Below are 20,661 nucleotides of genomic sequence, written 5' to 3' on the forward strand. Positions count from 1 at the left end.
AGATCGCCCTGATCCATGCAACTCTTATTAGCATCTTCGTCAATAACGACGAGGCGGCCACCCTGGCCTGGATCAAGGAGGATCTATGACCATTTCCCAGCTCACCGGCTCGTATCCCGGCCGAATCGTGCTGGCCGCGGTTCCCGTGGCAGTCGCGTCCACCCTGCTGCTGGCGGGGGTCGCCCAGGGCGCGGTGCCCGTGTCATTCGCGGTCTCCGGAAGCCAGTTCCAGATCAGCGCCTCGCAACTCGACGGCACCGGCTTCTCCCAGTACGCGGGGGTCACCGACGACACGGCCGGCGACCCGCACCAGGTCGCCATCGCCAACATCACCTCCGCGAGCCTGGCCGACCTGTGCCAGTCCGTGGTGACCGACACCCCGCTCGGCAAGGTCGGCATGCTCATCACGGCGGGCGGCGGCGGCAAGCCGGCGACCGCGACCGACCTGCAGATCGGCATGACCGACCTCAAGGGAGACTCGACCTTCGGCAACATCCGCATCGGCGTGGACGCGTCGACGGTCAATACAGCTCCCAAGGGATCGGCTGGCGATTTCGCCCAGGATGCCGACACCATCAAGATCGCGGGCCTGCAACAGACCGCGTTGAGCACCCAGGCCTCGGTGTTCACCCTGACCGGCATGCACCTTGAACTCACAGACGGGTCCAAGAGATGCTTCTGACCAGGACTGCCCGCCGTGACGTGGCCGAGCGCGTGACGTCCTCACCGTGGGCGGCCTTCCGAGCCTGGCGCCGTGGCAGGCCGTTCGCGGGAGGCGTGCTCACCTCGCTGGCGGGGGTGGAGATGTTCTTCTCCGGCCAGCTCGACGTGGGCAAGATCCACGTGCAGGTCGGCATCGAGGGCCTGCAGGCGACGATCATCCCGCTCCTGCTCGTGCTGCTCGGCATCCTCGCGGTGACGATGCCGGTGCACCGCATCTTCTACGGCGTCATCGCACTGTCGGTGTCGGTCTACTCCCTGATCGGCGTCAACCTCGGCGGGTTCTTCATCGGCATGCTCCTCGGCGCCATCGGCGGGGTGCTGACGGTGGCGTGGCTGCCGAAGCCGCGCGCACCGGTCGAGCCGGGCGCCGAATCGCAGGTGTCCGAGGCCGAGTCCGGGCACTCGCCGGCGGACCCGCGCCCGCTCATGCGGCGCCGCCGGTGACCGCCGGAACGGGCCGCGCCCGCGCGCCCGGCACCGGGCTGCTCGCCGTCGTCTTCCTCGTCTCGCTGTTCGGGATCGGGGCGGCACGGGCCCCCGCTTCGTCCGGTTTCTGCCTTCCTCCGCTGACGGAGTGCAGTTCCCCTGCTCCCCCGCCGCCGGCACCACAGGAACCGACGCCGGCGCCGAGTCCGCTCGGCGACGTGCCCGGAGGCCTCGGCGCGGTTCCGGGCACGTCGCCGCCCGGCCCCCCGGCGCCGGCGGCCGTGGAGGATGCCGACGCCCCCACCTTCACCCTGCCGGCCGCCCAGCTCGGAGGATCGTCGATCTCCTTCTCCGGGATCACCGCCGTGACCGTGGTGACCGTTCCGCTCGCCGACGGCAGCCGCACCCCGGTGCTCAAACTCGAGGCCGACGACATCGTCATCGACGACTTCCTTCTCGACGTGCGGAAGGCGACCGGCCCGTCCCTGGTCACGAATTCCGGGCGGATGGAGCTGCGCGGCAACGTGAAGGTCTACCTGGACTCCGTCACCGGGACCCTGCTCGACGGCGCGGCGTTCACGCTCGGCGCGGCCACCCCTCCCCCGGGCGACGAGTTGCCGCCATCGCTGCTCAAGGTGCACCTCGGGCTCGTCGGAGTGACCGCGAATTCGATCACCCTGACGCCGTCCCACCAGGAGATCCACTGATCCGCACCGCTGCGCCGGCGCCGCGCAGCGCCCTAAAATGGCAGGTGATGACTACCACAGCGACTCGACCGCCCCTGAACAAGGACACCCGGCTCTGCATCTCCCTGGCCGCGCGACCGAGCAATTTCGGCACCCGCTTCCACAACTATCTGTATGAGCAGCTCGGGCTGGACTTCATCTACAAGGCATTCACCACCACCGACCTGGCCGGCGCCATCGGGGGTGTGCGGGCGCTGGGCATCCGCGGATGCTCGGTGTCCATGCCGTTCAAGGAGGACGTGATCGCCCTCGTCGACGAACTCGACGCCTCCGCCACGGCGATCCAGTCGGTGAACACGATCGTGAACGACGACGGTTTCCTGAGGGCGTACAACACGGATTACATTGCCGCCGCCGCGTTGCTGCAGAGCAACGCGCTCGACCCGGCCACTTCGTTCCTACTGCGCGGCAGCGGCGGCATGGCCAAGGCCGTCGCCGCGGCCCTGCGCGATTCCGGCTTCGCGGACGGCACCATCGTCGCGCGAAACGAGCGGAGCGGCCGGGCGCTGGCCGACGAACTCGGCTACCGCTGGCTGGCGGAGCCGGGCGCCATGACGGCGCCGCTGCTCGTGAACGTGACCCCGATCGGCATGGCCGGTGGCAGCCAGGCTTCCGAGTCGGCCTTCACCGGCGCGGCGGTGGCAGCCGCAGACACCGTGTTCGATGTGGTGGCGCTTCCGGCTGAGACTCCCCTGATCCTGGCCGCGCGGGCCGCCGGCAAGACTGTGATCACCGGGGCCGAAGTCATCGCCCTGCAGGCCGCCGAACAGTTCGAGCGTTACACCGGCGTGCGACCCACGACAGAGCAGGTACTGGCCGCATCTGCGTTCGCTCGCGCATAGGAGCGCCGCTGCCGGCTAGGGCTGCACCGCGCGGCACGGGACGTAGACGAGCGTCCGCGGCTCGGCCACCCCCGGGCCGTCGAGGTACTCCTCCCACGGTGGGCCCGCAGCCTCCCAGCCGTTGTCGGCCAGCCACTGCGTTGCCGCCGCGTGGGCGGCGGGAACGCCGTCGTATGACCCCTGGTGCAGCACCCGGGCCGCCGGGCCGCCGGGGATGGACGCGGGCATCACCCGCCTCGCCGGGGCCACCGGCCCGCTGCACGGGAACCCCGCCTCCACCTCCATGCCGTCCTCCGTCGGAACGAAGCAGCCGAACGGCATGCCAGCCGGGGTGAGATGTTGCGCGGCGATCACTTCCAGCACCTCGGCGTAGGCCCGCCCGAGGAAGGCGGGGATCTCCTCCTCCGGAATCACCGCGCGCACGACAGCAGTCGGCTGCTCCGCCACCTCGACCCGTTCCACCTGATAGTCCATGCGGTTCATGGTGCCCGGCTTGTACCCCGAGGTCCAGCCCCCGAGGGGCTATTCCGCGCGCGGGGGAAGACGGCGGCCCGTGATCAACAGCCAGAAGATCAGCGCCACCTCGCCCACGAAGAGGAATTGGCCGAAGACGGCGGTGAAGCCGGTCACGAACACGGTTCCGGCCGCATCCGCCAGATAGCCCATTCCGGCCACCGAGAGCAGGATCCCGAAGATCCGCGCCATGAACCCCGACCGGTAGGCCAGGTAGCCGACCAGGAGCAGGTGGATACCGAAGAGGCCGAGACCGGTCACCCAGATCGTGGTGAAAGCGTCGATCGAGTCCAGGGCAGCGACCGGGTGGTCCAGAAGCGAGTACGCGGTCACGAGCCGGCCGATGGCAACCATGAAGACGGCGGCGAAAACCACCCGCGTCCAGGCGGCCACCGCAGACACGACCGGGTTCACCGGCCGGAACAGCGCGTACAGCGCGCCGGCCACGATGAGGTCGAGAATCGTCACGACGAACAGGCTCGCGATGCCGGCGAGGAACAGCGGCGCCGACTCGGCGATGTCCCGGGCCGTTCGTTCCGCATCCCCCGGGGTCACGAGCGGAACGATGGCGCCGAAGTTGCCGAAGCCCGCCAGCAACGCCATCAGGGCCAGGGCGATTCCCGCGATCAGGCTCGCCGTGCGGGGCTGCCAGGCCCTGAACTTCAGCGTTCCCGGACGATGCATTCCGGCGGTTTCGCCGGCCTGTCGGACTGTGGTCATGATCTCCCCTTACGTCGGAAACTTATGATGTAAGTAAGCTACTCCTACAGCGTAAGTGTGTCAATCGACTCAACCCCGGCTGGACACGACTTGGAGTCCGTGCGTCAGATATTGCTGTGCGGCATGCCTTATCCACAACATCCCTGTTTGAGATAAGGTGATGTCATGACCACTGCAACGGCCGACCGCACCCCCCGCGCCGACTCCCAGCGCAACCGCGCGGCCATCCTCGACGCGGCCCTGTCCTGCCTGGCGGCGAACCCTCGGGCGAGCATGGCCGAGATCGCCCAGGCCGCCGGAGTCGGGCGGGTGACCCTCTACGGCCACTTCTCGTCTCGCACGGAACTCATCGAGGCCGCCGCCGCACGGACCATGCATCGCGCCGAAGCCCGGCTCGCCCCGCTGGACCTGACCGGCGATCCCCGGGAGGCGCTGGAGCTGCTCGTCACCTCCTCCTGGCGGATCGTCGACGACTCCCGCGGGATCATCGCCGCCGCGGAGGCAGAACTGGGCACCGACCGCGTTCGCGAACACCATGACGAATCCATGCACCGGGTTCAGCGCCTGATCGAGCGAGGCCAGGCCGCGGGCCTGTTCCGCACCGACCAGCCCGTCGAATGGCTCACCGCGTGCTACTTCGCCGTCGTCCACGGGGCGGCCTCCGAGATCCGGGCCGGGCGCCTGAACGAGGCCCAGGCGGCCGCCCTCCTTCCCGCCACCATCCTGGCCCTCGTCTCCGAACCGACTGAGCGGATGCCGCGTCCCGACTAAACCCGCCCGATCCCCGGCCCGCCCCTCTGACCGCCCTCGTGCCGACCCCTGGCCGATCTCAGCGGCGATGTGACGGCAGAGGCAGAATGGGGACATGAAAGCCGAGATCCTCTACATCCTCGACTGCCCGAACTCGGCCGCCGCCGGGGTCGCACTCCGGGACGCGCTGAACGAGACCGGGCACTCCGACGTCGTCATCGATTTTCACCTGCTGACTTCCAGCGAGGAGGCCGCGCGGGTTCCGTTTGCCGGGTCGCCGACGATTCTGCTGGACGGAGTCGATGCATTCCCGCCGGGTGCGCAGGTCACCGATCTGGCCTGCCGGGTCTATCAGACCGAGCAGGGACCGGCCGGAGTACCCTCGGCCAACGACCTCATCGCCGTGATCCGCGAACGATCGGGCACCGAGCGCTGACACTGCCGTTCAGGTCCGCGTCACCCGGCGGACACCTCGGGCGACTTATCTGGTCTGCGGGTTGGGCACCGGCCCCCCCCACAAGGAGGACACGATGAAGTACACGAAAATCGGTGTGACCACGGCAGTGGGCCTGGGACTGGGCCTGGCCGTTCTCACCGCAGCCACGCTTCCCGCGGCCGCAACCCCTGACTCGAGCGATGCCGGTGTGGCATCGAACTCGGCCTTCGGCATCCAGAACAATGTTCTCGCCGCCGGGCTCGAACAGAGCCCCGTGGCCTACGGCCAGTTGCCGCTGACCAACCCGCACGGAGGAATCTCGCACTACGGGTACAACACCTCCAACGGCGGTCCGCTGACCCAGGATGCGAAAGAGGCGTTCAAGACCGAGCCGGACAAGAACGTCTACCTCACCCTCGGCGGAAAGCACTACCTGTTCCAGGGTCACGAGGGCGGACCTCAGGGATACGTCACCCGGGTCAACCTTGACGAAAAGGACCTCGCCAAGCGGGTCACCCTGATTGCCGACACCCGGTCCGACGGGGCCGCCGTCCCCACCTTCGACGGCATCACCTGGGATCCGTTCACCCACCAGCTCCTCCTGGCCGCCGAGGCCGCAGCACCGAAGGGTGGCGTCTTCGGCATCACCCTCGACGACAACGGCGACCCGGTCGACGGAAAGATCGTTCCCCTCCCGGCGCTCGGTTCCGGCGGCTATGAGGGCATCCAGAACGACTCCGCCGGAAACGTCTGGCTGGTCGAGGACATCGGCGGCGCCAAGAAGTCCGGCGGCAAGGTGCCCAACAGCTATGTCTACCGATTCACTCCGACGAAGGCCGGCGACCTGTCCACCGGCACCCTGCAGTCCCTGCAGGTGAGCCGCGCCGACGGCTCCCCGGTCACGGCGAAGCAGCTGGCCGACAACCCGTCCGACCAGTTCGTCACCGACCTGCACAGCTACGGCGCGTCGTTCAAGACGAAGTGGGTCACGGTCACTCCCGGCGCCGACAACGGCGCGACCGCCGCCGCAGCGGCCGCCGGTGCCACCCCGTTCAAGCGTCCCGAGAACGGCGTCTTCCGCCCGGGTACCTCATTCGGTGAGTTCTACTTCACCGAGACCGGTGACACCGACAAGAACAGCACCCTTCCCGGCGCATTCGGCGGTGTGTTCCGCCTGAGCCAGTCCTCCCCCACGGCGCAGACCGGCACGTTGTCCCCCGCGTTCCTCGGAGACCTGGAGCACACGGGCCTGGACAACATCCAGTTCGCCACCAAGGACAAGCTTCTGGTGGTCGAGGATGCCGGTGACTCGCTCCACGCCCAGCGCGACGCCCTTGACTCCGGCTACCTGATCGACCTCGCCAAGAAGGGTAAGAAGGCTCCTGAGGCCGTGCGTTGGCTGGCCGAGGGCCGCGATGCATCCGCGACCTACGACCACACCACCAGCCCCGGTTACAACGACGGTGACAACGAGATCACGGGCATCCACGTCTCCAACGGTGACCCGACGGCCGCCGGAATTCTCGGCGCCCAGCTCCCGCAGCTGATGACCGGCGAATGGCGCACGTTCTGGACCCAGCAGCACGGCGACAACGTGACCTGGGAACTGCACACCGCCGCCGCCGCCGAGTCGCACGGCGACGAACGGCACGACGGCAAGAACGACCGGGACTAGGCGCCGCAAAGGCCCCTTCCCACGATAAGGACGATGCCCCGGTTGCCGCCAGCGACCGGGGCATCGCTCTGCGCCGGGCCACTGAGAGCTTTCACAGCAACCGACGACCACGGCATCGATTGCGCCGCGAGCTCCTTCGGCACACGTAGGCTCTGGTCCATCCGGTGCGCCAGCCTCCTCCCGCCCGATCACCGGACAGTCCCTGTCCCGCCGGGGGCTGCGCACGCGCCGACAACCGAAAGGTGAACGCGTTGGTTCACTCCAGCATTCCGAGTCCGTCCATCAGCTCCTTCGACATCGGCCCCCTGCGCGTCCACATCTATGCGCTCTGTATCCTGACCGGCATCGTCATCGCGACCTGGCTGTCGTCGAAGCGGCTGAGCTCACGCGGCGGCAAGCCGGGCATGGTGCTGGACATCGCCATGTGGACCGTCCCGATCGGCATCGTCGGCGGCCGTTTGTATCATGTTGTGACGCATCCGACCGATTACTTCTTCCCCGGCGCCGACCTGTGGAAGGTGCTGTTCGTCTGGGAGGGCGGTCTGGCGATCTTCGGTTCGATCCTTTTCGGCAGCATCGGGGCCTACATCGGATGTCGCCGGGCCGGCATCCGCTTCCTCTCCTTCGCCGACGCGCTCGCCCCGGGTCTCCTCCTGGCCCAGGCCTTCGGTCGTTTCGGCAACTTCTTCAACCACGAGCTGTACGGCGCTCCGACGACTCTCCCCTGGGGACTCGAGATCGAACCGACCAACGCCGCATTCCCCGCGGGACTGCCCGCCGGAACCCTCTTCCAGCCGTTGTTCCTCTACGAGATGATCTGGAACACGCTCGGTGTGCTCCTGCTCCTCTTCGTGCTCGAGCGCCGGTTCAACCTGCGATGGGGCAAGGCGCTCGGCTTCTACCTGCTCTGGTACGGCACCGGTCGGGCGTTCCTCGAGTCGCTGCGATTGGACCCGACGGAGTTCTACTTCCTCGGGCTCAAGATCAACACGGACATCGCGCTCCTGGTGGCCGTGGCCGGAATCGTGCTCATCATCAGCCAGGCCAGACGACATCCAGGCCCGGAAACCTCGATCTACCTGACGCCGCAGGCGTCCGTCGTGGCGGGTGCCCCGTCGGCTGAGGCCTGAGCGCTCGGACGAGAATGAGCGGGCCGATGAAGCGGCCACTCGTCAGTTCGATGACGGCACGAGGGCGACACGGGTGCCGATCGCGGCGGCGAAGGCGCTAGAAGAGAGTGTCACCGATGTAACCGCCAGGCGAACACCCCGGCGCGATGGCGAACACGGCGGATCCGATCGGGGTCGTCCACTGGTTGAGCAGGTCGAGTGTGTCGAGGCGCTGCTGGAGGGGGAACGAATTGCCGGTCCACGTCGGACTGGAACGAAAAGAAGGCCGGAGTTGGAAATGCCCTCCCCGGCAGGCACCTCGTCGTAGTTGTAGCCGCGCCGGACGATCCGCTCCGCCCTGTTCTCCGACCGGGCACGTCGCAGGTGGGAGTACTCGGGGATGATCGGGAACCCGAGCGGTGTCGTCGCCGTGAAATCCGGTTCGTCTCGTTCTTTCGTGCCGGTCAGCGGCGCCCCCGTGGCCAGTGTCCGCCCGAGAGCGGATTCGCGGCCGGCGCGGTCGAGCCTGTCCCATTTGTCGAGGTCCATGCTGATCCGGCGGAGCACGAAGCCCGTGCCTCCGGCCAGCCAGCCCGGATTCTCGGCGGTCGCCCAGACCAGCTGCTCGAAATCGACCGTGCCGGGGACCGGGTTCACGGTGCCATCGACCTGGCCGAACAGGTTGCGCATCGTCGTTCCCGGCTTCTCGGAGCCCGGTGCTCGCCGGAACCCCGTCTGAACCCAGTGGACCGTGGCAAAGGAACGCAGGTCCTTGAGGAGCATCCGGGTCGCGTGCGCGATCGTCACCGGATCGTCGGCGGCGACCTGGATCAGGAGATCCCCGCCGCTCCATGCCGGGTCGAGCCGGTCGACGCCGAAGGCCGGCAGGGGCCGCAGCCAGCCGGGCGCCTCCCCCGCCGCGCGTGAGACCAGGCCGGGTCCGAAGCCGAAGGTGATGGTCAGGCGCGCGGGGGTGACCGCGAGTTCGGGCTCGGAGTCGGCCAGTGCGCCCTCGCCCTGGGTGAGGCGGGCCGCGTCCCCGGTCAGGATGCGCATCATCCGTTTGAGCGCCGCGCGGTCGACGGTGTCGCGCAGGTTCAGCGCGACCAGGCTGGCGTGGCCCTGGGGCGGTGTCTCGATGCCTGCCTGGTGGATGCCGAAGAAGGGCACGGTCTCCGTGCCGTTGAGCGGCGCAACAACGGATGCTGGCGGTGACGCTCCGGCCTTGCCGGCGAGATCGATGCCGATGGCTCCGGCCGCTCCGATTCCCGCGGCGGCACCGCCCAGGAGGAGGTGTCGTCTGCTGAGTCCCCGAGCCGTCGATGGCTGCTGGCCTATGGTCATTTCTTCGTCGTGTCCATGGTCTTCGCGCCCGAGTACGTCTCGTTGGCGCCGGAGTAGTCCTTGGCCGCCGCGGCGAACTCGTGGGTGGAGCCGTCCGAGAGTGTCAGGATGACGGTGATCTCGTCGCCGGCTTTGATCGGTCCCGTCAACGCCATCAGCATGATGTGATTGCCGCCGGGAGCGAGTTCGAGGGTGCCGCCGGCCGGCACGACGAATCCGTCCTCCTTCTTCCGCATGACCATGTCCCCCGTGTCGCTGGGGACGGTCTCGTGCAACTCGAGCATGCCCGCCGCCGGGGACTCGGCCGATACGACGGTCACGTCCTCCGTGCCCGAGTTTTCGAGGATGCCGAAGGCGCCGGACATCCCAGTGTCGGCGGCCTTCACCCAGGCATCCGCGACGCTCAGCGTGTCTGAGGCCGCAGTCGGTGTCGGGGTCGCCGTGCCCGCGCCGGTGCCGGCACAGCCGGTGAGGGCGAGGATCAGGACGACGGTGCCGACGGTGAGCCGACCGGTGATTGTGCTGGTCTTCATGGGGAGTTCTCCTTGGTGGCGCGGTGGTGTTGGTGTCGGTTCGGCGGTCCCGCGGCGCGGGCCCGGAGGAGATTCAGGGGTGGCGTCGGCTCGTTCGTCGCCGAACCAGAAACGAGACGAGCGCGAAGAGGGCGATTCCGGTCGAGGCGCCGATGATCCCGACGACGATGGTGGGGATTCCGCCGTCGACAGCGGGGGCCCCGGCCGAGTCGACCGCAGCCGGTTTCGCGGTCGCGGTCGTCGGCGCGGTGGAGTCCGTCGGTGCGACCGCTCCGACCGAGAAGGCGAAGGCCCCGGAGACGGGATGCCCGTCCGCCGAGACGACCCGCCAGCGCACCTGGTAGGCACCGTCGGGGGCTCCCGGCTTGAGCGCCTGGGTGGCCTCGATCCCGTCGAGCCGCACCTTCCCGTCGGTCCAGTCGGTGCCGTGGCCGTCGGCAACGAGGACGACTGCACCGATGCTCAGCACGTCCTCGGTGAAACGCAGGGTCACCTCCGTCGGCGCAGCCATGACCTGCTGCCCGTCGGCGGGAGTCGTCGACAGGATCTGGTCGTGGGCACTCGCGGCCACCGTGGAGTTCGCGACGAGGAAGAGTGCGAGGGCGACGGTCGCGAGGGCACCGCCTGCCCAGCGGGATCGTGTGGGGTCGGACATGGTGAGCCTCCGGGGTCAGCGGCGCGAGCAGTCTCGCAACCGGTCATGGGGGTTCGGGGCACCGATTGCGCGGGCCGGCCCGACCGTTCGACGGGAGGGACGGGCAGACGGCTCGGCTGCGGCGTCGACGACTGTCGCGGCGGCGCAGGTGCGGGGTGGTCCGAAAAGAGGTCAGAAGGCGATGCGTGGCGCCGGAGGGCCACGGCGGGTGAGGCTTGACCGCAAGAGGTCGAACGGAGTCGGCACGAAGTCATCGGCCGCGACGACGGGAGCCCGCGGGACGCGAACGGCTACGGGCACGAGGTCGCCGCCCCAGCGGAGCACCACGGCGAGGCCCGATGCTGCGAGGTCGACGAGGAACCAGAAGGCTTTCTCGCCCTGGTGGAGGGCGAGGATCGTCAGCACCGCGGCGGCGCCGTGGGCGGCCCACATCCACGCGTCGACACCCGCTGCCCCGGCGGCAGCCATACCCATGGAGTCGACCGCGGCCACGGCGCCGGGTGTCATCGTCACGGGAGCGTGGTGGCCGGACCCGGTCATGACGAGCGACGTTGCGCCGCCGGCCCCGAGTCCGAACAGCACATGGAAGACGATCTGACTGAATGCCACGGAGAACGTCGTCCGCAGCACGGAGAGGGTTTTCCCCGCCAATGCGACGCAGGCCATGCCGGAGAACGCCAGGGCGAGGGCCAGGCTCACCGGCCCCGGGGCCGCGCCGCCGGCCACGACGTGGGAGAAGGCCGCGACGAACACGGCGGAAGACGCCGTGAGCCAGCCCCGGACGAACCTCCCCCACCGTGACGACATCTGATCTCCCGAACGATGATTCTTCTCCGACTGGAGAATGTCCTGCTCAGACAACCCTAGCGAGTCGGGGTTCCGGAGGCTATCTGCCGGCGGAGTTCGGGAAGAGCGGCCGACAGGTCGTGCAGACTTCACCGTCGGCACCCGCCGTCTCGGAACGATCCCGGCCGGCCACGGCGCGGTATTCGCCCGCGAGCCGCTCGAGCAGCGCCCAAACGAGCAGGGCGATCGCGGCGACCGCCACGACCGGGCGAACGAATTCGGCCAGCAACGGCACGGCCGTGCGCAGATCGGTCGAGAGATAGAGCGAGATCACACCGAGCACGGGCCAGCGCAGATCGCACATCGTCGCAGCCGCGCCGATCGGGGCGTGGAAATACCCGGCGACGATGAGGCCGACCAGGCCCGACCCCGCGGCGACGACAACGTAGCCCCACCACGAACCGGGGAACGTGACCGATCCACCGGCGAATCCCACGGTGCCCGAGGCGACCACCAGCGCACCGACCACGAAGGCGGAGACGCCGCCCGCGATCATCCGTCGCGTGGCGGGCCACGTTCGCAGTTCTGTGAGCGCGCCGGGAATGTTCATGCGCTGACTGACTCCCTGTCCGGCTCGGCCGCGGCGAGGCCGCAGGAACTCTCCCGAGTGAGGCGCGCGTGCAACGCCCAGCCGAGCAGGACGATGGATGCCCCGGCGAGGTACGGCTGCACCGGCTCGAAGAATTGCAGCGCCCCGCTTGCCCCGAGGGAGAGGAGCACGATCTTGTTGCAGACGGGGCAGCCGACCGCGAAGAAAGTGATCATCCAGCCCGCCAGGCCGAGGCGCCCCTCCGAGCGGCTGGGCGCCGCCCCGTCCGGATAGGCGACGTAGGTGGCCGACACGAGCCCGGCGAGGATCGCGCTCACGGCGAGCACCGGCCAGGACCAGGCCGTCGGGGCAACCTCGCGGGCGAAGAAAGGCGTGTCAATGAGGTCGGTGGGAATCGCGATCACCAGGCAGGTGCCGACCGCAGCGGCCACGGCGACCCACCAGCGGCGAGCGGGCCACCGGCGAAGGGACCCGCCCGCGATCAGGAAGGAACCTGCCAGCCGTGATGCCGGCGACCGCCCAGGGTCGACGGCGGCAGTTCGTTTACTCTGCATCGCTGGCCTCATCACAGGTTGGACGGGAAAACCGGAAAAGAATCGATACCCTAAGGGGTATTTCTATACCGTACGGGGTATTCTGTTGAGGGTCAACCTCGACCGGGCGCCCCTCCCGTCGACACCACATCATCAGCACAGGAGCACCGAATGGGATCGTCACCAGAGTCTGCGCCGCCCCCTGCGGGCCCCTCCGCATCCCGTCGCGACGAGCCGACCACTGCCGCCCCTGCACCGACGAGGCCCGACGGCCTGCGCAAGACCGTCAACCGGCTCAAGCGCGCCCAGGGACAGTTGGCCGCAGTCATCGCCGCCGTCGAATCCGGAGCGGACTGCCGTGCCGTCGTCACCCAGCTCGCTGCGGTGTCCAGCGCAATCGACCGCGCGGGCTTCACGATCATCTCCACCGCGATGAAGGAATGCCTCACCGACACGGGCACGGACACAGGCACGAACACGGATGGAGCCACGAAGCCACTCCGGGTCGAGGAGCTCGAGAAGTTGTTCCTGGCCCTGTCCTAGACCAGGTGCGCAGGATGCCCGGCTAGCCGATCAGCGCCTGCACGGCCACATAGACGGCGACGCCGAGCACCAGGACAGCGAAGCCCCGCTTGAGGACCGTGTCGGACAGGCCTCGACCGAGTCGGCCCGCCACCAGGGACGCGGCCATGGCAGATGCGGCGAACGCGCCCGTGACGGCCCAGTCGATCTGGACGTCGCCGAGGTGGGCGGCGAATCCGGCGACGGAGTTGATGACGATGACGACCAACGAGGTGCCGACCGTCAGTCCCATCGGCAGGCCGAGGACCAACGTGAGCGCCGGCACGATGAGGAATCCCCCGCCGACGCCGAGCAGTCCGGTCAGAAACCCGACAACGGCACCCGTGGCCAGTGCCCTGGGCAGGCAGCTGCGCCAGTTGACGCCTCCACCTGGAAGGGCGCAGGGCCCCCCGGCCGACCTGGTCGGCAGGAACATCCTCACGCCGGCGATGACCATGATCAAGGCGAATGCGCCGAGGAGCACCCGCTGGTCGAGCATCCGGTTCACCATTGTGCCCAGGTAGGCGGTGGTCACACCGGCCGCGCCGACGATGACGGCGAGACGCCAGTTCACGCCGCGCCGGAGCCGCGGGAGCACCGCTACGGCGGATGCCGCGCTCACCACGATCAGGGACGTCGGGATGGCCTCCGACAGCGGCAAGCCGACGCCATAGACGAGGGCGGGGACAGCGAGAATAGACCCACCCCCGCCGACCAGGCCCAGCAGCGCCCCGATGATCAAGCCCAGGACGAGGGCCGTGATGATCACGGAAGCTGGGGCAGAATCATCGGGAGGCCCTCGGCCGCCCACTCGAGCATGCCTCCCGTCATCGTGTGCGCGTCGAATCCTGCCTCGGCCAGGTGTCCCGCGGCGGCGGCGCTTCGACGCCCGCTCCGGCAGACGACAATGACGGGCCGGGTCGATTCCACGGCTGCGTGGCTGTCGGGGATCAGTCCCAGCGGGATGTGGCGAGCGCCGGGAATCATCCCGTCGACCAGTTCCTCGGTTTCCCGGACGTCGATGATCTGGGCGTCGCCGAGCCGGGTGGATACCTGCTGGGGAGTGAGTTCCATCATGAATGCCTTTCCAATATGGGGTGGGTGCGGTACCTCCACCACAGGACCCCGGTGAGCCAGGCCAGCGCAAAGACGCCGATCAGGATCGATCCCAGGGAGTTGAGGTCGATGGCCGCGATGAGGCCGGGGGTTCCCCCGCCGACGCCCAGGTCGGTGAGCATGGACATCAGGCCCATCCCCCCGACGAAGAAGGCGACGAACACGGACACCCCGGTCACGATGAGGTTGTAGTAGACCTTGCGCAGCGGGTCAGTGGAAGCCCAGCGGTAGACGTGGTTCATCAGGATGCCGTCCGCGCTGTCGAACAACGCCATTCCGGCCATGAAGACGACGGGGAGCACCATCGCGGCATACCAGGGCAGGTTCGGCGTGAGCACCCCAGCGAAAACGAACAAGCTGATCGACGCGGCCGTGTCCAGCCCGAGGCCGAAGAGCACCCCGACCGGGAACATCTTCCAGGGAGCGTCGACGAGCCGGGACATCGGCCGGAGGATCTTGTTGATCAGGCCGCGGTTGTCCAGGTGGCGGTCCAGGTCGCTCTGCACGAAACGGCCCGTGCGGATGTCGCGGAGCACCTGTCGCAGGCCCTGCAGGGAGGACAGGTTGAGCGCTCCCATCAGGATGAGGAAGAGCCCGGACACCGCGGCGCCCCAGACCCCGGTGATCTGGCGGAGGGCGGACCCTTCATCGGCGAGGCCGTCCGCGAACGCGGTGATGCCGAGGACTAGCAGCACCACGGACGCGAGTACGACCGTGGAGTGGCCGAGGGCGAACCAGAATCCCACGGACACCGGCCGGCGCCCTGCTGCGACCAGCCGGCGGGTGGTGTTGTCGATGGCGACGATGTGGTCGGCGTCGAAGGCGTGCCGGACTCCGAGCAGGTAGGCGCTGACGGCCAGGCCGAGCAGTACCGCGGGGTTGCCGCCTGACCGGGCCAGGTCAGGCAGGACGAAGGCGAACAGCGCCCCCCAACCGATCAGGTGGAGGGCGCCCACGGCCGCACCCATGCCGAGAAGGCTTCGCTTCTCTGCCGAGTGGAATGCCGTTCGGAGCACCGACACGGTGCTAGACGGCTTGCTCGGCCATCGGCAGTCCGGCCGCTTCGGCATCGCCGAAGGACGCGTCGACGTGCACGACGTCCCGGCCTGCGCGCTGCAGGAGGCTCGCGGCGACCCCGGCACGGTAACCGGACCCGCAGTGGACCCAGATCGTGCCGGCCGGGATTTCATCCATCCGGGAGAGGAGCTCGTGGAGCGGCACGTTCATCGCGCCGAGCAGGCGGGAGTCGGCGAACTCGTCGGTGCGTCGCGTGTCCAGCAGAACGTCGCCGGCGGCACGGTCGCGCAGCAGTTCTGTCCAGCCCACGCGCGGGTACGAGGCGACCGGGGCATCCGGGGCCAGGGCGTGCGGCTCGGTGCCGATGGCGGCGTCCGGCGAGTCGATGCCGATCCGGGACAGGTCGCGGATCGCGTCCTCGACGTCCGCGTGCGCGCCGACGAGGGTGAGCTGCTCGTTCCAGGGCAGCACCCAGCCGAGGTAGGTAGTGAAGTTGGAACCGTTGCCGTATTCAAAGCTCACGGCACCCTGCAGGTGGTTGCTGGAGAATGCGACCCGGTTGCGCAGGTCGACGACCCATTCGCCGCCGGCCAGCCTCCGGGTCAGTTCGGCGGCATCCAGCGACTCGGGCACCTGGAGGTTCGCCGGACCCGGACCCTGAGTGTTGGCCGGGGCCATGTGGGCATAGTACGACGGGTAGGCGGTGAGGTTGGCGATCAGGTCGGCGACGAAGTGCTCCTCGTCGGCGTCGGTCAGGGCGTGGTTGGCCGTGAGCTGCTCGCCGATGGTCGATGAGCCGGCTCCGGTGGCGGGGCCGCTGGAGCAGAACGAGCCGAAACCGTGCGTCGGGAAGAGCGCGGCGTCGTGTTCTGCTTCGTCGACGAGCTTGCGCACGGACGCGTACTGGTCGTGGGTGAGCCCGACCGTGTCCGTGGCGGCGACCAGGTCGGTGCGGCCGACAGATCCGAATAGCAGGCTTCCACCGGAGAACACGGCCTCGGTGGTGCCATCGCTGACGATGTACGAGAGATGGGTGTGCGTGTGGCCCGGGGTGGCGACGACGGTGACGCTGAGGTTGCCGACCTGGATGACCTGGCCGTCCGTGACCGGCTCCCGGTCGAATTTCACCGGGTCGGCGGCGTTGACCAGATACTGTGCGCCGTGCGCCCTGGCGAGCTCGTAACCCCCGGTCACGTAGTCGTTGTGCAGGTGGGTCTCTGCGACGTGGGTGATCACGACCCCGGTTTCGCGGGCGACGGCGTCCACCCGGTCGGTGTCGCGCTGCGGGTCGATGACCAGCGCGACGGCACCGTCGTGCACCAGGTAGCTGCGGTCTCCCAGTTGCGGGGTTTCGATAACGATGACATCCATGGTTCGAAGTCCTCCAGGTCTCAATGCGGATCGGTTCCACCGTTCACAACATACCCCCGGGGGTATCGATTGGCAAGTCGAACACACCCACCCAGCCCTCGTCCTCGCTCCTGCGGTAATACCCCGCCGGGTATTTGCACTAATACCCCATAGGGTATATTCTGGCCGCATGGCTACCATTGACATCACCGAAAAGACGTTCGACGAGACCATCACCGACAACAGCATCGTGCTCGTGGATTTCTGGGCCGGCTGGTGCGGCCCTTGCCGCATGTTCGCGCCGACCTTCACTGCAGCCTCGGAGAAGCACCCGGAAATCGTGTTCGCCAAGGTCGACACCGAGGCCGAACAGGGTCTGGCCGCCGCGGCCGGCATCCGTTCCATTCCAACCCTGATGGCGTTCCGCGACAAGGTCCTCGTGTTCTCCCAGCCCGGAGCGCTCAACGCCGCCTCCCTGGACGAGGTGATCGCCGGGGTCCAGAATCTGGACATGGCGGCCGTGCACGCCAGCGTCGCCGCCCAGCAAGCCTCCGCCTGACTCGTCGGCCGTCACGCAGCATCGTGAGCCTCCCCGCAGCCCCCAGGACGCGCCGTGATGCCGCGCGCCGCCCGGCCGAGCTGGGCCTGAAGCAGAACCTCGCCCAGTTCCTCCTGCTCGTCGCCGTGAACGCGCTCGTCGGCGGCACGCTCGGCCAGGAGCGCACGGTGTTGCCGCTCCTGGCCGATCAGGTCTTCCACCTGGACCGCTACACGAGCGCCCTGACCTACATCATCGCCTTCGGCCTGGCGAAGGCGGGCACCAACTACTTCGCCGGCACCCTATCCGACCGCTACGGTCGCAGACCCGTGCTCGTCGCCGGCTGGCTGATCGCCATCCCTGTACCTCTGCTGCTGATCTTCGGGCCCTCCTGGGAGTGGATCGTTGCGGCCAACCTCGTGCTCGGGATCAGCCAGGGCCTGACCTGGTCCACCACCGTGATGATGAAGATGGACCTCGTCGGTCCGCAGCGGCGCGGATTGGCGATGGGCTTCAACGAGGCCGCCGGATACCTCGGCGTCGCCGGCACCGCAGTGGCCACCGGATACATTGCCTCCACGTCGGGGCTTCGCCCCGGCCCGTTTCTCCTCGGCGCCGCCTTCATCGCCCTGGGCCTCGGACTATCCGTCGCCTTCGTTCGGGAGACCCACCACCATGCCAGGGCCGAGGCGGCATCCCACATCTCGCCGCACGCCGACACCGGTGCCTCGCTCAGCAACCGCCAGGTGTTCACGCTCACGAGTTTCCGGGACCGGTCCCTGTCCTCGGTGAGCCAGGCCGGTCTGGTCAACAACCTCAACGACGGTCTGGCCTGGGGCCTGTTCCCCATCCTCTTCGCGGCGGCCGGCCTGAGCATCGAACGCATCGGCATCCTCGCCGCCGTCTACCCTGCGGTCTGGGGCGCCGGCCAGCTCATCACCGGCGGTCTCTCCGACCGGATCGGCCGCAAATGGCTGATCGTGGGAGGGATGCTCGTCCAGGCCGTCGCGCTGGGCCTGACCGGTGTCGGCAGCGGTTTCGGTATCTGGCTGACCGCCGCGGTGTTGCTCGGGGCCGGCACCGCCATGGTCTACCCCACCCTGCTGGCGGCCATCGGGGATGTCGCCCACCCCGAATGGCGCGCTCGCTCCGTGGGCATCTACCGACTGTGGCGTGACGGCGGGTTCGCCATCGGCGCCGTGCTCTCCGGGCTGCTCGCCGACGCGTTCGGCATTCCCAGCGCGATCCTGGTGGTCGCCGCGCTCACCGCGGCGTCCGGAGCCGTGGTCGCCGTGCGTATGCGCGGGAGCGACTACGTTGAGATCCAGCATCTGCCGACGTGAACGGGCAGATCGAACTGTCACATCAAGACGCCGCACCATCACAGGTGCCGGCGAGAATACGCCCGCGGCCGCGCTGCTGGATGCCGCGGTCGGCGCCGACCTGGTGATCGTGGGGTCAAGAGGCCACGGCGGCTTCGCGGGCCTGCTCCTCGGGTCGGTGTCCACCCACGTCGCGCACCACGCCCCCTGCCCGGTGCTGATCGTTCGCCCGCTTCGCCCCTAGCCCGCAGGGGCCGCCGTAGCAGGCAGCCGGATGGAGATGGTGGTTCCCTCCCCGGGCGCCGACGTCGCCTCGATTGTGCCGCCGTGGCTTGCCACGATCTCACGCACCAGGGCCAGGCCGATCCCTGAGCCGGCGACCTGCTCCGCCGCGCGGCCCCGCCACAGCCGGTCGAAAATGTGCGGGAGTTCATCCGGCGGAATGCCCGGACCGCTGTCGGCGACCCGGAGCAACGCCAGGCCGTGCTCGACCGCGACCGTCAGGACTACTCTGTCCCCCGGTCGGCAGTACCGGGCGCTATTGGCCAGCAGGTTGCCGACGGCCTGGTGCAGGCGGTCGGCATCCGCCCGCACGAACGCGGGCCCACTCGGGTCGACGGTCAGATTCAGGTCCGCCGCCCGCAGCTGCGGCTCCCGGAGGGCGGATTCGTCACGGGCGATCTGCGCGAGGTCGACGGTGGCAAGCCGCATGGACAACCCGGCGGTCTCCACCGCCGACAGCTCGGCCAGGTCGGCCACCACCCTTCCCAGACGGAGCGATTGGTCGTGCAGGCCGGCGAGGCCTTCCACCGTGGGCTGCACCAATCCATCGCGCAGTTCCTCCAGCCCCGCCTGCAGCGCCGCCAGCGGGGTGCGCAATTCGTGGGCCACATCGGCTGTCAAATTCCGCCGATCACGATCAGACCGCACCACCGCATCCGCCATTCCGTTGAACGCGACGGCCAGCTCGCCGAGCTCGCCCGGCCCAGGGCCGGTGGCACGCGACTCCCGGTCCCCCGCGGTGAAGGAGCGTGCCGCATCGGTCATCCTCCGGATCGGCCGGACGAGCAGCCGAGTCACCAGCCAGCTCGCACCGAGTGCCACGATGAGCGCGACGACCGCGGCCATCGCGATCCACGACCAGGCGACGTCGACCACCCGGGTTCCGGCCATGGCGCCGAAGTTCACCCGGACCGTGCCGACCTGGCCGCCATCGCTGAGGATCGGCGCGGTGACGACGTTCTGACTCATTCCGGCCCCCTGGCCCATTCCCTGACCGTTGGGGCTTCCGCCGCCGGAACCACTGGTCTGGACCATATTGCCGTCCAGGTCGAGAACGGCGAGCCGGGCCGACGCGGCGTCGGCGATCGCGATGGCCCGGCTCAGATCGGCCCGGTCCCAGCCGCCGTCCCTCCGGTAGGCGTCGGCGGCGGCTGCTGCTGCGGCTGTTGCGATCTGCTCGCGGTCGGCCTGCTGGGCCACCTGCACTCCCCGATCCACACCGATCACGGCCGCCCCGGTGAGCACGAGCACCGATGAGACGGCGACCAGGACAAAGGCGAGCAGGAGCCGCCGCCCGAGCGGCCCCAGTCCGAGGCCGACGGAGGTCATGGTGCCTCGTCCTGGCGAAGCCCGAGCCGGTAGCCGACGCCGAGCACGGTCTCCACCACGTCGGCTCCCGAGGCGCCGAGCTTGCGCCGGAGATTCTTGATGTGGGAGTCGATTGTGCGCTCGTAGCCCGCGTACTCGTAGCCGCGCACCCGGTTGACGAGTTCGTACCGCGAGTACACTCGCCCGGGCGCGGCGGCGACCGCTGCCAGGAGGCCCCATTCGGTAGGAGTCAGGTCGAGCAGGGCGCCGTCCAGCCAGGCCTTGTGCGACCCCTCGTCGATGCGAAGGCGGCTGTTCCCGTAGCTGACCGGTCCGGCCTCGCCGGGCAGGCCGCTGTAGCGGTGCATCACGGCCTGCACGCGGAGCACCACCTCGGCGGGACTGAAGGGTTTGGTCACGTAGTCGTCCGCGCCCAGCTCGAGCCCGTGAATCCGGTCCTCCGTGGTGCTGCGGGCGGTCAGGACGATCACCGGCAGGTTACCCATTCCGTGGATCTCCCGCAGAATGTCCGTGCCGTCGATGTCGGGAAGGCCGAGGTCGAGGATCACCAGGTCGGCCGAGGGAAGCAGACGCAGCGCCTCCGCGCCCGACGCGGTCGTGAGCACGGAAAACCCGGCCCGTTCCAGGTAGCGGCGGAGCACGTCCCGGATGTCGCGCTCATCCTCGACGACCAGCACTGTTGGCATGACTTCACCCTATCCGTCAGGTCAGGCACGGATGCCGTGGCATCGGATCTCCACGCGAT

At 68.8% G+C, this 20,661-nt stretch carries 24 protein-coding genes and 2 pseudogenes; 12 read left to right on the plus strand and 14 right to left on the minus strand.

The annotated features are described in order from the left end of the window. The first annotated feature begins 85 nt into the window (after positions 1-85). Genes IWX89_RS07780 through IWX89_RS07795 form a run of 4 tightly spaced genes read left to right on the plus strand, consistent with a single transcriptional unit; the run spans position 86 to position 2,737 of the window. Complete coding sequence (locus IWX89_RS07780) at positions 86-682, plus strand: DUF6230 family protein (RefSeq protein ID WP_196903001.1); 597 nt, start codon at positions 86-88, stop codon at positions 680-682. Beyond that, positions 673-1,167, plus strand: coding sequence for a DUF6114 domain-containing protein (locus IWX89_RS07785; RefSeq protein WP_196903002.1), 495 nt, complete (start codon positions 673-675; stop codon positions 1,165-1,167). The genes IWX89_RS07780 and IWX89_RS07785 overlap by 10 nt, the downstream gene beginning before the upstream one ends. Beyond that, on the plus strand, positions 1,164-1,856 hold the full coding sequence (locus tag IWX89_RS07790) for a hypothetical protein (RefSeq protein ID WP_307836464.1): 693 nt from the start codon (positions 1,164-1,166) through the stop codon (positions 1,854-1,856). Before IWX89_RS07785 ends, IWX89_RS07790 begins: the two co-directional genes overlap by 4 nt. Positions 1,857-1,903: 47 nt before the next feature. Further along, entirely contained in the window at positions 1,904-2,737 is an 834-nt protein-coding gene (locus IWX89_RS07795) for a shikimate 5-dehydrogenase (RefSeq protein WP_196903003.1), read from the plus strand. A 15-nt stretch (positions 2,738-2,752) separates the two neighbouring features. On the opposite strand, the gene IWX89_RS07800 is transcribed toward IWX89_RS07795, so the two are convergent. Both IWX89_RS07800 and IWX89_RS07805 read right to left on the minus strand, forming a co-directional pair. Then, on the minus strand, positions 2,753-3,211 hold the full coding sequence (locus IWX89_RS07800) for a GyrI-like domain-containing protein (RefSeq protein WP_196903004.1): 459 nt from the start codon (positions 3,209-3,211) through the stop codon (positions 2,753-2,755). A gap of 48 nt (positions 3,212-3,259) precedes the next feature. Beyond that, positions 3,260-3,970, minus strand: coding sequence for a DUF4386 domain-containing protein (locus IWX89_RS07805; protein ID WP_196903005.1), 711 nt, complete (start codon positions 3,968-3,970; stop codon positions 3,260-3,262). 165 nt (positions 3,971-4,135) lie between these two features. Between IWX89_RS07805 and IWX89_RS07810 the strand changes: the two genes are divergently transcribed. The 4 genes from IWX89_RS07810 to lgt all read left to right on the plus strand — a co-directional run bounded on the left by IWX89_RS07810 (position 4,136) and on the right by lgt (position 7,961). Continuing rightward, positions 4,136-4,741, plus strand: coding sequence for a TetR/AcrR family transcriptional regulator (locus IWX89_RS07810; protein WP_196903006.1), 606 nt, complete (start codon positions 4,136-4,138; stop codon positions 4,739-4,741). Between the two features lie 94 nt (positions 4,742-4,835). Further along, positions 4,836-5,156: a thioredoxin family protein gene (locus IWX89_RS07815; RefSeq protein WP_196903007.1), complete on the plus strand. Its 321-nt coding sequence runs from the start codon at positions 4,836-4,838 to the stop codon at positions 5,154-5,156. A gap of 94 nt (positions 5,157-5,250) precedes the next feature. Further along, entirely contained in the window at positions 5,251-6,831 is a 1,581-nt protein-coding gene (locus IWX89_RS07820) for an alkaline phosphatase PhoX (RefSeq protein ID WP_196903008.1), read from the plus strand. A gap of 242 nt (positions 6,832-7,073) precedes the next feature. After that, a complete protein-coding gene (gene lgt / locus IWX89_RS07825; RefSeq protein ID WP_307836465.1) occupies positions 7,074-7,961 on the plus strand; it encodes a prolipoprotein diacylglyceryl transferase in 888 nt (295 codons plus the stop codon). A gap of 97 nt (positions 7,962-8,058) precedes the next feature. Here lgt and IWX89_RS07830 read toward each other — a convergent pair. The 6 genes and pseudogenes from IWX89_RS07830 to IWX89_RS07855 all read right to left on the minus strand — a co-directional run bounded on the left by IWX89_RS07830 (position 8,059) and on the right by IWX89_RS07855 (position 12,422). Continuing rightward, positions 8,059-9,284 (minus strand): annotated as a pseudogene (locus IWX89_RS07830) (Dyp-type peroxidase). Further along, positions 9,281-9,817, minus strand: a complete 537-nt coding sequence (locus tag IWX89_RS07835; protein ID WP_196903009.1) for a copper chaperone PCu(A)C — start codon at positions 9,815-9,817, stop codon at positions 9,281-9,283. Before IWX89_RS07835 ends, IWX89_RS07830 begins: the two are co-directional and overlap by 4 nt. A 73-nt stretch (positions 9,818-9,890) precedes the next feature. Then, positions 9,891-10,472: a copper resistance CopC family protein gene (locus tag IWX89_RS07840; protein WP_196903010.1), complete on the minus strand. Its 582-nt coding sequence runs from the start codon at positions 10,470-10,472 to the stop codon at positions 9,891-9,893. A gap of 171 nt (positions 10,473-10,643) precedes the next feature. Further along, on the minus strand, positions 10,644-11,279 hold the full coding sequence (locus tag IWX89_RS07845; RefSeq protein ID WP_196903011.1) for a hypothetical protein: 636 nt from the start codon (positions 11,277-11,279) through the stop codon (positions 10,644-10,646). Between the two features lie 79 nt (positions 11,280-11,358). After that, positions 11,359-11,868 carry a hypothetical protein gene (locus IWX89_RS07850; protein ID WP_196903012.1) on the minus strand — a complete coding sequence of 170 codons (510 nt, stop codon included), beginning with the start codon at positions 11,866-11,868 and terminating at the stop codon, positions 11,359-11,361. Beyond that, the gene (locus IWX89_RS07855; RefSeq protein WP_231383040.1) at positions 11,865-12,422 is read right to left on the minus strand and encodes a hypothetical protein; all 558 of its coding nucleotides are present in this window, start codon (positions 12,420-12,422) and stop codon (positions 11,865-11,867) included. Before IWX89_RS07855 ends, IWX89_RS07850 begins: the two co-directional genes overlap by 4 nt. A 150-nt stretch (positions 12,423-12,572) precedes the next feature. Between IWX89_RS07855 and IWX89_RS07860 the strand changes: the two genes are divergently transcribed. Then, complete coding sequence (locus tag IWX89_RS07860) at positions 12,573-12,944, plus strand: metal-sensitive transcriptional regulator (protein WP_196903013.1); 372 nt, start codon at positions 12,573-12,575, stop codon at positions 12,942-12,944. Positions 12,945-12,966: 22 nt separating this feature from the next. Here the strand turns inward: IWX89_RS07860 and IWX89_RS07865 are convergent, their stop codons facing one another. Genes IWX89_RS07865 through IWX89_RS07880 form a run of 4 tightly spaced genes read right to left on the minus strand, consistent with a single transcriptional unit; the run spans position 12,967 to position 16,466 of the window. Then, positions 12,967-13,731, minus strand: a complete 765-nt coding sequence (locus IWX89_RS07865; RefSeq protein WP_307836466.1) for a sulfite exporter TauE/SafE family protein — start codon at positions 13,729-13,731, stop codon at positions 12,967-12,969. Further along, positions 13,728-14,036: a rhodanese-like domain-containing protein gene (locus IWX89_RS07870; RefSeq protein WP_231383041.1), complete on the minus strand. Its 309-nt coding sequence runs from the start codon at positions 14,034-14,036 to the stop codon at positions 13,728-13,730. Before IWX89_RS07870 ends, IWX89_RS07865 begins: the two co-directional genes overlap by 4 nt. Further along, positions 14,036-15,046 carry a HoxN/HupN/NixA family nickel/cobalt transporter gene (locus IWX89_RS07875; RefSeq protein WP_196903015.1) on the minus strand — a complete coding sequence of 337 codons (1,011 nt, stop codon included), beginning with the start codon at positions 15,044-15,046 and terminating at the stop codon, positions 14,036-14,038. Before IWX89_RS07875 ends, IWX89_RS07870 begins: the two co-directional genes overlap by 1 nt. A gap of 58 nt (positions 15,047-15,104) precedes the next feature. Beyond that, positions 15,105-16,466 carry a rhodanese-like domain-containing protein gene (locus IWX89_RS07880; protein ID WP_196903016.1) on the minus strand — a complete coding sequence of 454 codons (1,362 nt, stop codon included), beginning with the start codon at positions 16,464-16,466 and terminating at the stop codon, positions 15,105-15,107. Between the two features lie 169 nt (positions 16,467-16,635). On the opposite strand from IWX89_RS07880, the gene trxA reads away from it, so the two are divergent. The 3 genes and pseudogenes from trxA to IWX89_RS07895 form a co-directional block, all read left to right on the plus strand. Further along, positions 16,636-17,004: a thioredoxin gene (gene trxA, locus IWX89_RS07885; protein WP_134507300.1), complete on the plus strand. Its 369-nt coding sequence runs from the start codon at positions 16,636-16,638 to the stop codon at positions 17,002-17,004. Positions 17,005-17,027: 23 nt separating this feature from the next. Beyond that, positions 17,028-18,326 (plus strand): MFS transporter, encoded by a 1,299-nt coding sequence (locus IWX89_RS07890; RefSeq protein WP_196903017.1) that lies wholly within the window; start codon positions 17,028-17,030, stop codon positions 18,324-18,326. Continuing rightward, positions 18,319-18,549: pseudogene (locus tag IWX89_RS07895) on the plus strand (universal stress protein); the annotation flags it as partial. The gene IWX89_RS07890 and the pseudogene IWX89_RS07895, both read left to right, overlap by 8 nt. Here the strand turns inward: IWX89_RS07895 and IWX89_RS07900 are convergent. Beyond that, entirely contained in the window at positions 18,546-19,916 is a 1,371-nt protein-coding gene (locus IWX89_RS07900; RefSeq protein ID WP_196903018.1) for a HAMP domain-containing sensor histidine kinase, read from the minus strand. The pseudogene IWX89_RS07895 and the gene IWX89_RS07900 sit on opposite strands and share 4 nt — an antisense overlap. Next, a complete protein-coding gene (locus IWX89_RS07905; RefSeq protein WP_196903019.1) occupies positions 19,913-20,602 on the minus strand; it encodes a response regulator transcription factor in 690 nt (229 codons plus the stop codon). Before IWX89_RS07905 ends, IWX89_RS07900 begins: the two co-directional genes overlap by 4 nt. Positions 20,603-20,661: the final 59 nt, after the last annotated feature.

This window comes from Cryobacterium sp. MP_M3 (assembly GCF_015752155.1).
In the GTDB taxonomy this organism is placed as follows: domain Bacteria; phylum Actinomycetota; class Actinomycetes; order Actinomycetales; family Microbacteriaceae; genus Cryobacterium.

What these genes read in the sequence shown, in the direction of transcription:
- IWX89_RS07800 (WP_196903004.1), bottom strand. Translation starts at nt 3,211, where the DNA reads ATGGACTATCAGGTGGAACGGGTCGAGGTGGCGGAGCAGCCGACTGCT.
- IWX89_RS07860 (WP_196903013.1), top strand. Translation starts at nt 12,573, where the DNA reads ATGGGATCGTCACCAGAGTCTGCGCCGCCCCCTGCGGGCCCCTCCGCA.
- IWX89_RS07805 (WP_196903005.1), bottom strand. Translation starts at nt 3,970, where the DNA reads ATGACCACAGTCCGACAGGCCGGCGAAACCGCCGGAATGCATCGTCCG.
- IWX89_RS07835 (WP_196903009.1), bottom strand. Translation starts at nt 9,817, where the DNA reads ATGAAGACCAGCACAATCACCGGTCGGCTCACCGTCGGCACCGTCGTC.
- IWX89_RS07845 (WP_196903011.1), bottom strand. Translation starts at nt 11,279, where the DNA reads ATGTCGTCACGGTGGGGGAGGTTCGTCCGGGGCTGGCTCACGGCGTCT.
- IWX89_RS07880 (WP_196903016.1), bottom strand. Translation starts at nt 16,466, where the DNA reads ATGGATGTCATCGTTATCGAAACCCCGCAACTGGGAGACCGCAGCTAC.
- IWX89_RS07905 (WP_196903019.1), bottom strand. Translation starts at nt 20,602, where the DNA reads ATGCCAACAGTGCTGGTCGTCGAGGATGAGCGCGACATCCGGGACGTG.
- IWX89_RS07870 (WP_231383041.1), bottom strand. Translation starts at nt 14,036, where the DNA reads ATGGAACTCACTCCCCAGCAGGTATCCACCCGGCTCGGCGACGCCCAG.
- IWX89_RS07840 (WP_196903010.1), bottom strand. Translation starts at nt 10,472, where the DNA reads ATGTCCGACCCCACACGATCCCGCTGGGCAGGCGGTGCCCTCGCGACC.
- IWX89_RS07875 (WP_196903015.1), bottom strand. Translation starts at nt 15,046, where the DNA reads ATGGGTGCGGCCGTGGGCGCCCTCCACCTGATCGGTTGGGGGGCGCTG.
- IWX89_RS07810 (WP_196903006.1), top strand. Translation starts at nt 4,136, where the DNA reads ATGACCACTGCAACGGCCGACCGCACCCCCCGCGCCGACTCCCAGCGC.
- IWX89_RS07780 (WP_196903001.1), top strand. Translation starts at nt 86, where the DNA reads ATGACCATTTCCCAGCTCACCGGCTCGTATCCCGGCCGAATCGTGCTG.
- IWX89_RS07785 (WP_196903002.1), top strand. Translation starts at nt 673, where the DNA reads ATGCTTCTGACCAGGACTGCCCGCCGTGACGTGGCCGAGCGCGTGACG.
- IWX89_RS07900 (WP_196903018.1), bottom strand. Translation starts at nt 19,916, where the DNA reads ATGACCTCCGTCGGCCTCGGACTGGGGCCGCTCGGGCGGCGGCTCCTG.
- IWX89_RS07850 (WP_196903012.1), bottom strand. Translation starts at nt 11,868, where the DNA reads ATGAACATTCCCGGCGCGCTCACAGAACTGCGAACGTGGCCCGCCACG.
- IWX89_RS07795 (WP_196903003.1), top strand. Translation starts at nt 1,904, where the DNA reads ATGACTACCACAGCGACTCGACCGCCCCTGAACAAGGACACCCGGCTC.
- IWX89_RS07815 (WP_196903007.1), top strand. Translation starts at nt 4,836, where the DNA reads ATGAAAGCCGAGATCCTCTACATCCTCGACTGCCCGAACTCGGCCGCC.
- IWX89_RS07820 (WP_196903008.1), top strand. Translation starts at nt 5,251, where the DNA reads ATGAAGTACACGAAAATCGGTGTGACCACGGCAGTGGGCCTGGGACTG.
- trxA (WP_134507300.1), top strand. Translation starts at nt 16,636, where the DNA reads ATGGCTACCATTGACATCACCGAAAAGACGTTCGACGAGACCATCACC.
- IWX89_RS07855 (WP_231383040.1), bottom strand. Translation starts at nt 12,422, where the DNA reads ATGCAGAGTAAACGAACTGCCGCCGTCGACCCTGGGCGGTCGCCGGCA.